The organism is Planctomycetia bacterium (genome assembly GCA_021413845.1).
In the GTDB taxonomy this organism is placed as follows: Bacteria; Planctomycetota; Planctomycetia; order Pirellulales; family PNKZ01; genus PNKZ01.
Genome location: JAIOPP010000096.1, coordinates 1 through 13,197, shown reverse-complemented (window position 1 = coordinate 13,197; position 13,197 = coordinate 1). Strand labels below are relative to the sequence as shown.

Genomic DNA, 13,197 nt, shown 5'->3' with positions numbered 1-13,197 from the left:
ATATTCCGGCGATGCCGGCAAGCGGGGGGCTATTTCGCGGTTTTCGCGGCGAGCAACTTCTCGTGCACTACGGCGACGTCCCCCATGTAGTGGTCGATCTTTCGCGCCACTGCTTCCTTCATTTGAAGCTTGGCCGCCGGCAGATCCCCCAACACCTCGAAATAGAGGCCGAGATAGAGGTGTGCGTAGAACAGGCGTTGAGCTAGGACCGATTCGGGAGGATTTCCTAATTTCGCCGCCGCAACCACATCGTCGGGCTTGAGGTCGCCGTGGTACAGCGCATAGATTTGCGTCATGGGAACTCGGCGATCGTCTTTGATCGTCAGCATCTCGCGCCGCGCCTTTTCGAGGCCGACATTCGGATCGCGAGCTTGGCAGAGAAATCGCCACACCGCATTCTCGACGTCGTTGCCGTCGACGGTTTGATACCCCTCGAATTGCTTGGCGCCATCGGCATAGCGGCCGGCATAGTAGAGCGAGATGCCACGTTTCCAGTGCCAAGGGGCTCGCCGTGGATCGAGCTTGATCTCTTGATCGAAATCGGCGACCGAAGCGGTGAATCGACTTGCACGGAAATGGTCGCTGCCACGCTGCTCGAGCATGTCGGGAGTTTCGGCGGTTGCTTTCGGCACGACGGGTTCGGCACCCTCGACGAACGTCGCCGGTTGCTCGAAATAGCAAGCGGCGGCCATAACTATGAGCGCGAATGGAAGAAGGCGGCAGCTTTTTTTCATCGGTGCTTTCCGTGGGTAGGGGCGGCGAGTAGACTAACTGAGTTCACTTCGCCGAGCAATGAAACTCGTTATGAAAGGTCGAATTTTTTCGGCCGCGATTTCCTGGTTTCGATTTCTTGGTTGCGAAGAGTTCCCCGACCGCACTCCCCTGCCTGCCGCCCCCTTGGAGAATCTGCCATGCGCTTCCGTCTTCATCGCGTCTTCATCGCGCTGACCGTTTTCGTCTCGGGAGCGTTGCCGGCTCAAGCCGAGGATGCTGCGAAAAGCGAACTCATCAAGATCGGGATCATCGGACTCGACACTTCGCATGCGCCGGCATTCACGGGGGCTATCAACAACGCGAAGGCCGATAGCCCTTTGGCTGGGATGAAAGTCGTGGCGGCGTTTCCCGGCGGGTCGAGCGATGTGCATTCGAGCCATTCTCGCGTTGCCGGCTTTACCGAGCAATTGAGTAAGCAAGGGGTCGAGATCGTCGACTCGGTCGAAGCGTTGTTGCCGAAAGTCGATGCCATTCTGCTGGAAAGCGTCGATGGCCGGCCGCACTTGGCCCAAGCTCGCCCGGTGTTCGAGGCGAATAAGAACGCCGCCAAAAAGAAGCCGATGTTCATCGACAAACCGATCGCCGCATCGCTCGCGGACACATTGGAAATCTACCGGCTCGCGGAAGAATCCGGCACTCCGATTTTTTCCAGCTCGTCGCTCCGCTACTATCCCGGCATTGCGGCGGTTAACGCCGAGAAGCCGTTCGGCGATGTTCTCGGCTGCTTGTCGTACGGCCCTTGTTCGCTCGAAGAACATCATCCCGACCTGTTCTGGTACGGCATTCATGGTGTTGAAATTCTGTTCACCATCATGGGCGACGGTTGCGAGAGCGTGGCGTGTGTCGCGACTCCGGACACGCATGTCGTGTCGGGCGTATGGAAGGAAGGCCGCGTAGGAACCTTCCGCGGCATTCGATCCGGCAAATCCGGGTACGGAGCGTTCGTCTTCGGTAGCACGGGAGCAGGACCGGCCGAAGAGCGCAAGGGGGGCGGGTATGGACCCCTTTTGGTCGAGATCGCCGGATTCTTTAAGACGGGGAAACCGCCGGTCGCAAAAGAAACGACGATCAATCTCGTGGCATTTATGGAAGCGGCCGACGAGAGCAAGCGCCTCGGCGGTAAGAGCGTGCTGATCGCCGATATCTTAGAGCGTGCGAAGAAGCCTAGTTCGGCCACGTCGAAATAGTCGCGTTAAATCGCCAAATGAAACGAGCGGCCGGACTCATCAAGGGACCGACGTCGCTAAGCGGTTAGCCCGCCTTCGGACGGCGTCGTTCGAGGCGGCGCAAGATCGAAGCGTAAATGCTTCGTTGCTCTTTTTGGCCGAGTTCGGCGAGTGCCTCGGAGGCCGGCACCCAGCGTCGTCGGCGCACGCTGGATTCATCCCAAGCGCGTTGGCACTCTTCGACTTGCATCAAGTAGCAAGCCACTCGGCAAATAAGACCTAGCTTGCGGCGTTCGTAACTGCCGACCGAGTTGCCGGCGATGCGGCCGATCAGGCCTGCTTCCTCGAAAGCCTCTTTTAAGGCCGCTTCCGCTTCGGTTTCGCCGTCTTCGACGTAACCCTTGGGAAACACCCAGCGCTGTTTGCGCACCGTGGTGACGATGCAAACCTCGACCCGGCCCCCGGCGATGCGGTAGGGAATTGCACAAGCATGCGAATTCGGGTTCGAACTTTGCTTCATGTATTCAATATAGGTTACGTGAGCGAAAAAGTTCCATAGCAGTATGAATTTATCGACGGAGGGTTAGGCTCCGGTTAGACGTTTACGAGTTTCGGCGCAAAGATCTTTTCGCCCGTTTCCTTAGTGATCGTCGGGCAACGTTCGAGATGTGTTCGGGCCAAGCAAGGTCTTTGAATCTGGTGTTCACTCGCTTAGCGATCGCCAACGACTGTGACACAAAAGCGAAGCTTGCTTCCGACATGCAATCAAAATCTCTGCCTTAAGGCTCGTTTTCATAATTGCATAGAGCGACGTTCTGTCGCAGTCGGTTGCGAATCAGGGGGCAAAATACTCGGTAAAACTGGTCGATGGCGAATCAGTCTGGAGAGCGAAAAATAACCAGATTCTTCTGATTTTGAGACAAGTTTCTCAATGTGAGACACGAAAGTTGCGACATGTCGACCGACGAGCATGTGTGTGGTGATTTGTGTTTTCTATAAGTTGTTTGTGGCAAATAAGTTGGAGAGCGATCGCTGTCGGCCCCAAGAATTTTGCTCTAAGCGGTATCCGGTTTGCGACTGAATTTAGCCGTTCACCGGCAAACGCCGACGTCTTTTAGGCAGGATCAGACGCCGTGGTTGAAGCGTGATCAAAGGATTGTGCGGCAGGAGCAAAAACGCTCCCGTCGTGTTTCACTGAAAATTTCACGGAGGATGGATCCATGCTCGTACTCAGCCGTAAGCAAGGCGAACAAATTCGAATCGGCGACAACATCGTCATCACGGTCCAACGCCTTTCCGGCAACCGTGTCAGCCTGGGAATCGAAGCTCCCTCGGATTGCAAAATCATGCGGGGCGAGCTTGAAGCGATTCTCGAATCCGTGGGCGCTGCCCCGTCCGTATCCCACGATGCTCCGCAGAGCCGTGGCATAGCGGTCGCCACGATGCGTGCGAAGCACGTCGGACAGAACCGCATTCGGGAAATCATTCAGCAAACGCTTCGCCCGTCGAAGTAACGCTGCGAGTTTCCCAAGCGTGTCCATATTCCGAGGCAATCCATTCCCGGTCCAAGCCTGCTCTATGCATGCAGGCTGAGTTGCAGGCGGGTCATGCTAATCGACCCGTCGAAGCAAACGGCGACGTCGTACTCCGGAGTCCGACCACGTTCTTGATAAGTGCCTCGGTAAACGAGGTGGTCGTCTTGGCGTTCGTACCGGAATGCGAGCGGATTCGTGTCGAGAGGGCAACGGATGATCGGCGGCACATACGCCGTGCCGTTGCCGGCGTCGGGCGTGATGGCAGGGTCAGGCAGATTGAGATTCCAGTAGACGCCAAGCTGTCGAGGCTCCTCTAGGCATTTCTGAATGGCCGGCGTGATCCAGCGCTGGGCACGCTCCCAATCCACGGGCTCGCGCGTGCGACGATATTGAGAAACGGCGATGCTCGGCACGCCTAATAACGCGGCTTCGCGGGCCGCAGCGACGGTTCCCGACATAAACACGTCGCAACCGAGATTGCCGCCGGCATTGATTCCCGCGACGACGAAGTCGACCTCCAGCTTGAGGTGCGAGATCGCGACCCGCACGCAATCGGCCGGCGTACAGTCGAGGCTGTACCAATCGTCGCCGATTTGCTTGAGCGTCAGCGGTTGATGCGTCGTCACGCGATGTCCGCAGCCCGACTGCTCGGCTAGCGGGGCTACGACGGTCGTCGTGCCGAACTTCCGCAGCACGGCAACGAGTGCTTCGATTCCCGGCGCGTCGTATCCATCGTCGTTGGAAACTAAGAATCGCAGGCTCATGGTCGAGCTTTATCCCGGGGCGTGGAAGAAGTTTTTGGATCGGAGCACGTGCCGGCACCGTCGCGAAATGCCGTTAGAAGATGCCGCAGCGTCGTTGCAACGCGATCGATGGCATCTTCCGATTCCATCAAGATCGGGTGATGCAGCACGAGAGTCCGTTCGGCCGCACACCGCGCGATCGGGCAATCGCCGATCTGCCGGCATCGCCGCCGAGTGCGCCGCAGGAAGCCGCGAAACCCCGGGTCGAGCGCAATTCCCTCGGCTCGTGCGGCGTTGCCGAATGCATCGCGGCTTAAAGAAATATCTTCGCCGCTTTCCTGGGGGCGAAGATCGAACATCAGTCCCAGTTTGTAGAACTCGGGCCGGCAATCGCTCGGTTCCGTCGGCACGGGGATCAGTCCCGGTGCTTCGGCTAAAGCGGCGGCCAAGCGCCGCGCGGCGGAACGCCGGGCAATGCCTCGCGCCGGCAGTTTCTCCAGTTGCGGCATTAGTACGGCCGCTTGCAACTCGCTTAGTGGAAATGCCGCGTTGCCCCGTTCGTTGAAAATCTTCATGCGTTGATAAACGTCCGCCCGAGCCGTAAATACGGCACCGCCACGGCCGGCCGTGAGGAGCTTGCTGCCGCCGAAGCTAAAGACCCCCGCATCTCCCCATGTGCCCGCTGGCATCCCTTGAACCACGGCTCCCGAGCACTGGCATGCATCCTCGACGATCCGGAACTTACGGTCGTCGGCAAGCTCGCGCAAACGCCGCATGTCGACGACCGCCCCATGCAGATGGGTCGCGATCATCGCTTTCGTGAGCGGGCCGCATGCGGCGGCGGCTTGGTCGACGTCGATACAGCGAGTCTGCGGATCTAAGTCGATCAACACCGGCGTCGCGCCGATCGCTTCGATCGCACGAAAATTGCCCGGAAAATCATAAGCTCCCAGAATCACTTCATCGCGGGGCTCGACCCCCAAACCGCGTAGCGCAATTTCAACGGCAATCGTTCCCGAGCTACAAGGCAAGATATGCGGGACCTTCAACAACTCTTGCAACGCCGTGATCAGCGCCTCAAGGTTCGGCCCTTCGTAGCGTCCCCAAGAACCGTCGCGATAGGCTTTCTGCAAGGCCGCAAGAACGTCTTCGTCCGGCGGCGGCCAAGCCGGCGGGCCCTCGGGAAACGCACGCTCGCCCCCCATGATCGCTGGAGTCCAAGACTCGTAATCAGTCACGTGATCAGTCTCGATAGTTTGTTGGCCGTCTTAGCGAACTGCTTCCGCCGCACGCCCTACTGGCATCGCATCGTCGCCCGGCATATTCTAATCGCTCTTCGACTGCAATGCGTCGCGATGCCCCGCCGCTCGTGCTTTTTGAAGCTTCGCGATTCGTTCTCGCCCGGTATTAGCCTTAGAGTGCGGAATTTCTCCGATGAACAGACTGCGATACATCATGATCGGGGGCTTTCTCGGGGCCGGTAAGACGACGACCATTGCCCGCATGGCCCGCCATTATACGGACCAAGGGCTCAAGGTGGGGATCGTTACGAACGATCAAGCTCATGGCCTCGTCGATACGATGTCGCTTCGAGCGCAAGGGTTCGATGTCGGCGAAGTGACCGGCGCTTGCTTCTGCTGCAAGTTCAACGATCTGACGGATGTGGTCGCTCAACTCTCCGCCGAACAGCGGCCGGACGTGATTCTGGCCGAACCGGTCGGTAGCTGCACCGACCTTGCCGCGACAGTGCTGGAGCCGTTACGAAAGTTTTACGCTGCCGAAATCGAAGCCGCCCCGCTCACGGTGCTGTTGAAGCCGGAGCATGGTCTCAAGATTCTCGGCGATCGAAGCGATATGGGGTTCTCGCCCAAAGCGGCATACATCTTTCTCAAGCAATTGGAAGAGGCCGATCTCGTCGTCGTCAACAAGGTCGATAAGCTCACGTCCGACGAACTGTTGCGGATCACGCAATTGATCGAGCAACGATTTCCCGGCAAGAAGGTCATCCCGCTCAGTGCCCGGTCCGGTGCTGGTTTCGCTGCGTTCTTGGCGGAAGTCGGGCGCACGATCGATCCACGAACCGATACGCCGGCGATGGATTACGACATCTACGCCGCAGGAGAGGCCGAGCTCGGTTGGCTCAACTGCACCGTCGGATTTCGTTCCCCGTCGCCGAAGGATTCGCGGATTAACGTCGATCGTTTCCTCGTCGACTTCCTCGAACGGCTCGCCACGGCTTGCCTTGCAGTCGACGCCGAGCCGGCTCATCTCAAAGTGCTCGCCACGGCGGGCGACTCGACCGCGATCGTGAATTGGGTCTGTTCGGATGTGCCCCCTGAAATCTCCGTCGCCTCGAATGCCGAGGTCGACGAGATCGATCTCACGGTCAATGCCCGAGTCGCGCTCGATCCCGAGTTGCTGGCCGAACTCGTGCGCAAGGTCTCCGCGGAAACGGCGAAGGCGTGGTCGCTCGTAGCGGACGTAACCGAGATGCAAAGCTTTCGCCCCGGCCGTCCGATGCCGACGCATCGGATGCCGCTAGGTCGCGGTGCCGAGCCGACTGCGTAAGAGCTACCGCATCGTATCGGCGAAGGCTTGTTGCAATGCCGCTAGGCCGCGCTCGCCGGCCGCCCCGTCGACGACGACGTTCACGCGCATCTCGCTCGTGTTGATCATGTCGACGTTGATGCCCGCTTCCGACAGCGCTCGGAACATCCGAATCGCGACGCCGGTATGGCTGCGCATGCCGATTCCGGAAACCGAAAGCTTCACTACTTTCGGCGCGCTCGAAACCGGCCCGCAGGAGAATTGCTTGACGAGATCCTCGGCGGTTTTCAGCGCCTTCGCCAGGTCTCCGCGAGGAATCGTGAGGCTCAAGTTGGCTTTGCCGTTGCGTCCGAAGCTTTGCACGATCATGTCGACGAAGATGCCGTCGGCCGCGATCCGTTCGAACACCTTCGCAGCGATGCCCGGCGTGTCGGGCACACCGGAAATCGTCACGCGCGCTTGCGTGTCGTCGATCCGAACTTCGTCGATCGTGAGATCTTCCATCCCTTGCACCCCTTGCAAACGCTCCACGACCGCCGCGGCATTGCCGGGCTTCATCGCGGCGTGTGCCTCGGAAGCGGATGGGTTGAGCTTCTCCGGAACTTTATGCAGCTCGAACGCTTGATGCACCGTGCGCAGCGCGGCGGCCCCCTGCTCGCGCGACACCAGCACCGAGATCTTGATCTCGCTGGTCGTAATCATTTGGATGTTGATGCCTGCGTCGGCCAAGCTACGGAACATTCTTTGAGCCACGCCGGTTTGCTCGGCCATTCCCTGCCCTACGACCGAAGCCTTCGATACGTTCTCGTCGCTCGTGAATCCTTCGGCCCCGAGCTCGTGAACCGCTTCCTCTACCGCTCTAAGCGTGGCAGGAAGTTCTTCGCGCACGACGGTAAACGAAATGTCGGCGCGGCCGTCGGCGGCGACGTTTTGCACGATCATGTCGACCGTCACGTTCTTCGCCGCGATCTTCGAGAAGATCGTATGGCTGGAGCCCGGCACGTCGGGCACGCCGAGGATCGTTACGCGGGCCTCGTTCTTTACGAGCGTCGCTCCGCAAACCGCTTGATTAGGCGCTTCGCCGAGCGCCATGATCATCGTGCCGGGAATGTCGGTAAAGCTGCTGCGCACATGGATCGGCACGCCGAATTTCTTGCCGAACTCGATCGACCGGCTATGCATCACCCCTGCTCCGAGGCTCGCCAGTTCGAGCATCTCGTCGTAGCTGATCTGCTTAACTCGCCGCGCTTCCGGCAGCAATCGCGGATCGGTGGTGCAGACCCCGTCGACATCGGTATAGATCTCGCACGCGTCGGCTCCGAGCACCGCCGCCAAAGCCACGGCCGTCGTGTCGCTGCCGCCGCGCCCCAAGGTCGTGATGTTCAGGTTTTCGTCGATCCCTTGAAAGCCCGCGGCGATCACGATGTTGCCGGCGTCGAGCGCTTTGCGCAAGCGGTCGGACTTGATCGTGTTGATCCGAGCCTTGCCGTGGACGCTGCTCGTCTCGATTCCCATCTGCGCACCGGTCATGCTCACGGCCTGATGCCCGAGCGCGTGGACGGCCATCGCCATCAGCGCCACACTCACCTGCTCGCCGGTTGAGAGGAGCATGTCCATTTCGCGGGCCGGCGGACTATCCGAAATTTGGTTCGCCAGTTCGATCAAATCGTCGGTGCTGTCGCCCATCGCGCTGACGACCGTCACGACTTGGTTTCCTTCTTGCTGAGCGCGAATGGCTTTGCGCGCCGCGGCGAGTATCTTCTGCGTGTCGGCCACGCTGGAACCGCCGAACTTCTGAACGATGAGAGGCATTGCGAATAATCCGTAAACGATAGTCGAGACGAACGAGCTTTTTGAAAGGAGCTTATTTGCCGAGGAAGTATGACATCATCTTGTAGCCTTCGTCGAAAGCGATCAGCGATGCGGCGGCCGCCACTTCGTCGTAGGTTTGTGCAGTGTCGGGCTTAATTCCGGTTCCACAGATCGCCAGCGGCACGAGCCCATGACTGTGGGTCTTCGTCCGAATCGGCGTCGGGTGGTCGGGTGAAACGAGAATGCGATAGTCGCCGTATTTCTTGAGCGCGGCATGCAACGGGCCGACGATCTTCGCGTCGATCTCTTCGAGCGCTTGGATCTTCGCATCGCCGCGCCCTTCGTGCGACGCTTCATCCGTCGCTTCGACATGCACGCAGACGACGTCGACGTCGTTCAACGCTTCGATCGCGTAACGCCCCTTCGCCGCATAGTCGGTGTCGAGATAGCCGGTTGCACCGGGAACTTCGATCCGCTTCCAGCCGACGAGCGCCGCAAGCCCGCGCAGCAAGTCGACCGCGGTGATCATCGCGCCGCTCTTGCCGTAAAGTTCTTGAAACGACTTCAGCGCCGGCGCACGTCCTTGCCCCCAGAGCCAAATGTTCGTGGCGACGGGCTTGCCGGCCGCTTTCCGTTCGGCGTTGACCGGATGGTCGGCGAAAAGCCCGACGCTCGAACTCATCAGTTCGACGAGCAAGCCCCCGCCGGGGCCGCGCGGATAGTCGTCGAGCACCGATTTGTCGGTCAGGTCGTGCGGTGGCGTTGTGCGCGTGTCGTTCGAGAAAGGAGCCGCGCCACTGCCGGGTCGATAGAGCAGAAGGTTGCGGTAGCTGACGCCGGGATAGAACGTCAGCTCCGAGTTGCCGAGGTGCTCTTGCGCGGTCACAAGCAGGCGCGTCGCTTCTTCGGTCGAGATGTGCCCAGCCGTGAAGCTCTTCATCGTCTGGTCTTCGACCGTCACGATGTTGCAGCGAATCGCCCAATCGGCGGCGGCCAACGGAATCCCCTGTGCTGCAGCTTCGAGCGGTGCGCGGCCGGTGAAGTGTTCGAGCGGGTTGTAGCCGAGCAAGCTTAGGTTGGCGACGTCGGACCCGGCCGGCAACGAAGGAGGAACATTATTCGCTCGGCCGACGATTCCGGCTTGCACGATGGCGTCCATATTCGGCACGTTCGCCGCTTGGAGCGGAGTCTTGCCGCCGAGCGAGGCTTGCGGTTCGTCGGCACAGCCGTCGGGAATCACAATCGCATACTTCATAAATACCGTACTCGTTTCGTCGCAAAAGAATCGCTCATCGGATCCGAATCGAATCCCTCGCCAACGCTCGCCGGCGAGCGTCTTCGCCTTAACCTCGAATACCCATCCGCACGCTTCCGGGCCGGATGCACTTTAGGCGATCCATTTCCGCCATCGCTTTTTGCGTGGCCCCTTCGGTCGTCTCGTGCGTGATGATGACGAGTGGGACGACGCCCGCGTCGCCCCCTTTGTGCTCATGCTGAATAACCGAAGCGATCGAAATGCCGAGCCGTCCGAGAACGCCGGTAATCTCGGCCATCACGCCCGGCCGATCGGCGACGTGAAACCGCATATAGTACCGGCCGGTTGCGTCGGAGAAGTCGCACGAAGCGACCCGCGCCTCGCGCTTCGACCACAGTTCGAGCGTGCGGAACGTAATCGCGGTGCGGCCGACGACCGTGTCGATCAAGTCGGCGACGACGGCCGAAGCGGTCGGCATCTGCCCTGCCCCGAGGCCGTGGAAGAACAACGGCCCGACGGCATCGCCGACGACGCTGACGGCGTTGAACGCGCCGCGCACTTCGGCTAGCGGAGTGCCCGACTTTACGAGCGTCGGCGCGACGTGCATCTGCAGGCCGTCGCCGACGAGCTTCGCCACGGCCAGCAACTTGATGCGGTAGCCAAGCTCGCTAGCGTATTCGATGTCTTCCGCTTCGAGCTTGTCGATGCCGGTGCGCGGTATATCGCTCCAGCGGACGCGGCTACCGAACGCCAGATGCGCGAGGATCGCGAGTTTCTGAGCCGTGTCGCTACCGTCGACGTCGAGCGTCGGGTCGGCTTCGGCGAAGCCTAGCCGCTGAGCTTCCGCCAAGGCCGTCGCATAGTCGGCCCCCTGCTCGCTCATTTGCGTGAGGATGTAGTTACACGTGCCGTTCAGAATGCCTGTAAGCGATTCGAGCTGGTTGGCCGAAAGGCATTGGCTGATGTTGCAAATGATCGGAATGCCGCCGGCCACCGAAGCCTCGAACGCGATCGAGCGCCCCAGTTCGCGGGCTCTGTCGAACAACTCCGGGCCATGTTCGGCGAGCAGCGCTTTGTTCGCGGTGACGACGTCTTTGCCGCTTTCCAAGAGCTTGAGCATGATCGAGCGGGCCGGCTCCAAACCGCCGACCAAGTGTGCGACAGCTTTGATTTCCGGATTGCCGGTAATGCGGGACAAGTCGTCGGAAACGATGCCGCTCGGAAGTTCGCAATCGCGCGGCTTCTTCAGGTCGCGCACGACGACTTCTTCGACCCAGAGCGTTCGGCCGGCATGTCGCGCGGTGCGGTCGCCGTGGTCGAGCAGCAACTTGGCGACGCCCGAGCCGACGGTTCCGAGTCCGACGATGCCGATCTTGGTCTTTTCCATAACGATTCGATAGCGATCTTCGGTGCGCGGAGCGAGCGATCTAGATGGAGGCGGTTAAGCGTGAATAATCCGTCAATCGTAAATGCCTCGCGTCGACTTCGTCAAGGAGCGCAGCGACCCACGGAGTTCTTGCGCACAACCGATATTTGGTGGCGTGAACCAGTCCGCGATGATCGGTGTCGCAAGGATGCAGGCCGATTGCGACGTCGAAGCCCGCGAATGCTTGCTCAGATCGCGATTTGAGATCGCTTGCCGGCGATGCCGAGCGTCTTGACCCGACCCGTCGCGGCGTTAAACTGGTGGTTTGCTTTCGGGCGGGGTAGCTCAGTTGGTTAGAGTACCGGATTCATAATCCGGCTGTCACGGGTTCGAGTCCCGTCCCCGCTATTAGATTTTACCTCGATCGTTTGAAATGCTGCACATTTGGGCATTTCAATCGATCGAGTCTAGGCGCGGACGCAACTGAGTCAATCAGTGGGGCAATCAGGCCATCGTGTCGATTGCGAACCTAGCTGATTCGGCGGTGGGCCTGCTTCTTCTCTCGCCTTTGAATACTGTTCCGTCGGAACATCCGACGGACTTGCCGAGAAGATCCAAGCCTTGCATAAGGCGGTGGAACTTCTCGTCGTGTAGGTGAAAATATTGGCGGACCCTAGCGCTATCCGCGTGGCCGACCCATTTCATGACGACACTCTCCGACCGACCGTTCATCTCGCACGCGGCTGAGTTCAGCCATGGCGGCCACTTCCGCCGGGCGCTAGCAATAAGCTCGTTGGCCTTCATGACGGCAAAGCTTGAGCTTGATCGGCTCACAGTCTCTCAAGTGCTCGACCTCGACGAACCATCGATCATCGCTTGAACGTGGTCAGCTCGTTCAGCAACGTCTTCGTATCGCATTTTCGTTGTTGGTTTGACGTCGTCGAGAATCACGGGTCGCTTGATGCGTTCCTCGTGGAGCTTGCGCACCTCGCCATGCATTAAAGGCGAATAGCCACGTGTGTTTACATCACTGAACAAATGGCACGTGTGACTCGATCTGTCCAAGCCTGCCGCTAGGTTACTTCCGCACTCGATACGGCGGCGGAGATGAGCCGCTTTCCCAGCGATTGCTGCCGCAAAACTTGCGTTCGGCCCGGCAACCGTTATGTTCTGGCATCACACTCTTCCGAGGGGATCGACATTCCATGGGTATCCCCATGTCGACCGCTTTGCCGATCTCGATGCCCGACGAGGACGCTCGGGACTACCTTCCGGCCCGCATGCTCAACGAGTTCGTCTATTGTCCGCGGCTTTACTTCTACGAACATGTCGAAGGGGTCTTCAAACACAATCGCGAAACGGTCGAAGGTGCGCTCCGGCATACGAAGGTCGATAGCGGCAAGGGTGAGCTCGCGCCGGCCGAAGAGCTTTCGCCCGAAGATGCGATCCATGCCCGAAGCGTGACGCTGTCGAGCGAGCGCCATGGGCTGATCGCGAAGATGGATCTGATCGAAGCCGACGACGGCGTGGTTGTGCCCGTCGATTACAAGCGCGGCTCCCCGCGCGAGTTGGCCCCCGGCAAGTGGAAGTTCACCGCTTGCCCGGCGCCGACGGAGAAGCTGTTCCAGTTGATGACCGCGCGATCGCTTTGCTGCGTCACTTCGACGTGGTTGGGCGCGACGTGAATCGCCGCGCTACCGGCCGCCACGACGCCCCCCGACGGGTCGGCCAAGAGCCGAGCGGGAACCACCCCCTGAGCGAGGATCAAGAACGCCGCAAACCAACGAAGCGCAGACCGTCGAAGAATCCGATTAGGCATACGGCACCGGAAGGCAATGAGTCTGACGGGGGGGTAAGCCCCAGGGTTGTGAAGCTAGCGGGGTTGCTTTTTCACGAGGGGTTGCGAGACTTTTCTTCGGGGCATCGTCTCGGAGTTAAGCGATGTTGTCATCGATCTTTGCGCCGTTCGTAAAGCAGGGTCCGGCGGCCGTGATGTTTC

Annotated in this window: 11 protein-coding genes and 1 tRNA gene; 5 read left to right on the top strand and 7 right to left on the bottom strand. The window is 59.9% G+C overall.

Annotated features, from left to right (window positions below):
- Positions 1 to 29: 29 nt before the first annotated feature.
- Complete coding sequence (locus K8U03_17965; protein ID MCE9606777.1) at positions 30 to 692, bottom strand: tetratricopeptide repeat protein; 663 nt, start codon at positions 690 to 692, stop codon at positions 30 to 32.
- Between the two features lie 219 nt (positions 693 to 911).
- On the opposite strand from K8U03_17965, the gene K8U03_17960 reads away from it, so the two are divergent.
- On the top strand, positions 912 to 1,961 hold the full coding sequence (locus K8U03_17960) for a Gfo/Idh/MocA family oxidoreductase (GenBank protein MCE9606776.1): 1,050 nt from the start codon (positions 912 to 914) through the stop codon (positions 1,959 to 1,961).
- Positions 1,962 to 2,025: 64 nt separating this feature from the next.
- Here K8U03_17960 and K8U03_17955 read toward each other — a convergent pair whose 3' ends face one another.
- Positions 2,026 to 2,460: an NUDIX hydrolase gene (locus K8U03_17955; protein ID MCE9606775.1), complete on the bottom strand. Its 435-nt coding sequence runs from the start codon at positions 2,458 to 2,460 to the stop codon at positions 2,026 to 2,028.
- Between the two features lie 700 nt (positions 2,461 to 3,160).
- Here K8U03_17955 and K8U03_17950 point away from each other — a divergent pair.
- Positions 3,161 to 3,454 carry a carbon storage regulator gene (locus K8U03_17950; GenBank protein ID MCE9606774.1) on the top strand — a complete coding sequence of 98 codons (294 nt, stop codon included), beginning with the start codon at positions 3,161 to 3,163 and terminating at the stop codon, positions 3,452 to 3,454.
- A gap of 62 nt (positions 3,455 to 3,516) precedes the next feature.
- Here K8U03_17950 and surE read toward each other — a convergent pair whose 3' ends face one another.
- A complete protein-coding gene (gene surE / locus K8U03_17945; protein ID MCE9606773.1) occupies positions 3,517 to 4,239 on the bottom strand; it encodes a 5'/3'-nucleotidase SurE in 723 nt (240 codons plus the stop codon).
- Positions 4,236 to 5,456: a DegT/DnrJ/EryC1/StrS family aminotransferase gene (locus K8U03_17940; protein MCE9606772.1), complete on the bottom strand. Its 1,221-nt coding sequence runs from the start codon at positions 5,454 to 5,456 to the stop codon at positions 4,236 to 4,238. Before K8U03_17940 ends, surE begins: the two co-directional genes overlap by 4 nt.
- 196 nt (positions 5,457 to 5,652) lie before the next feature.
- Here K8U03_17940 and K8U03_17935 point away from each other — a divergent pair, with 196 nt between their 5' ends.
- Positions 5,653 to 6,786 carry a cobalamin biosynthesis protein P47K gene (locus K8U03_17935; GenBank protein MCE9606771.1) on the top strand — a complete coding sequence of 378 codons (1,134 nt, stop codon included), beginning with the start codon at positions 5,653 to 5,655 and terminating at the stop codon, positions 6,784 to 6,786.
- A gap of 3 nt (positions 6,787 to 6,789) precedes the next feature.
- Here the strand turns inward: K8U03_17935 and K8U03_17930 are convergent, their stop codons facing one another.
- The 3 genes from K8U03_17930 to K8U03_17920 all read right to left on the bottom strand — a co-directional run bounded on the left by K8U03_17930 (position 6,790) and on the right by K8U03_17920 (position 11,219).
- A complete protein-coding gene (locus tag K8U03_17930; GenBank protein MCE9606770.1) occupies positions 6,790 to 8,577 on the bottom strand; it encodes an aspartate kinase in 1,788 nt (595 codons plus the stop codon).
- 52 nt (positions 8,578 to 8,629) lie between these two features.
- Positions 8,630 to 9,832, bottom strand: coding sequence for a cofactor-independent phosphoglycerate mutase (locus K8U03_17925; GenBank protein ID MCE9606769.1), 1,203 nt, complete (start codon positions 9,830 to 9,832; stop codon positions 8,630 to 8,632).
- Positions 9,833 to 9,920: 88 nt separating this feature from the next.
- The gene (locus K8U03_17920) at positions 9,921 to 11,219 is read right to left on the bottom strand and encodes a homoserine dehydrogenase (GenBank protein MCE9606768.1); all 1,299 of its coding nucleotides are present in this window, start codon (positions 11,217 to 11,219) and stop codon (positions 9,921 to 9,923) included.
- A gap of 313 nt (positions 11,220 to 11,532) precedes the next feature.
- Between K8U03_17920 and K8U03_17915 the strand changes: the two genes are divergently transcribed.
- Both K8U03_17915 and K8U03_17910 read left to right on the top strand, forming a co-directional pair.
- Positions 11,533 to 11,606 (top strand) — tRNA-Met (locus K8U03_17915).
- Between the two features lie 809 nt (positions 11,607 to 12,415).
- Entirely contained in the window at positions 12,416 to 12,883 is a 468-nt protein-coding gene (locus tag K8U03_17910) for a Dna2/Cas4 domain-containing protein (protein ID MCE9606767.1), read from the top strand.
- Positions 12,884 to 13,197: the final 314 nt, after the last annotated feature.

Coding starts and splice junctions, on each gene's coding strand:
- K8U03_17950 (MCE9606774.1), top strand. CDS start 3,161: ATGCTCGTACTCAGCCGTAAGCAAGGCGAACAAATTCGAATCGGCGAC.
- K8U03_17925 (MCE9606769.1), bottom strand. CDS start 9,832: ATGAAGTATGCGATTGTGATTCCCGACGGCTGTGCCGACGAACCGCAA.
- K8U03_17935 (MCE9606771.1), top strand. CDS start 5,653: ATGAACAGACTGCGATACATCATGATCGGGGGCTTTCTCGGGGCCGGT.
- K8U03_17965 (MCE9606777.1), bottom strand. CDS start 692: ATGGCCGCCGCTTGCTATTTCGAGCAACCGGCGACGTTCGTCGAGGGT.
- K8U03_17960 (MCE9606776.1), top strand. CDS start 912: ATGCGCTTCCGTCTTCATCGCGTCTTCATCGCGCTGACCGTTTTCGTC.
- K8U03_17955 (MCE9606775.1), bottom strand. CDS start 2,460: ATGAAGCAAAGTTCGAACCCGAATTCGCATGCTTGTGCAATTCCCTAC.
- K8U03_17920 (MCE9606768.1), bottom strand. CDS start 11,219: ATGGAAAAGACCAAGATCGGCATCGTCGGACTCGGAACCGTCGGCTCG.
- surE (MCE9606773.1), bottom strand. CDS start 4,239: ATGAGCCTGCGATTCTTAGTTTCCAACGACGATGGATACGACGCGCCG.
- K8U03_17910 (MCE9606767.1), top strand. CDS start 12,416: ATGTCGACCGCTTTGCCGATCTCGATGCCCGACGAGGACGCTCGGGAC.
- K8U03_17930 (MCE9606770.1), bottom strand. CDS start 8,577: ATGCCTCTCATCGTTCAGAAGTTCGGCGGTTCCAGCGTGGCCGACACG.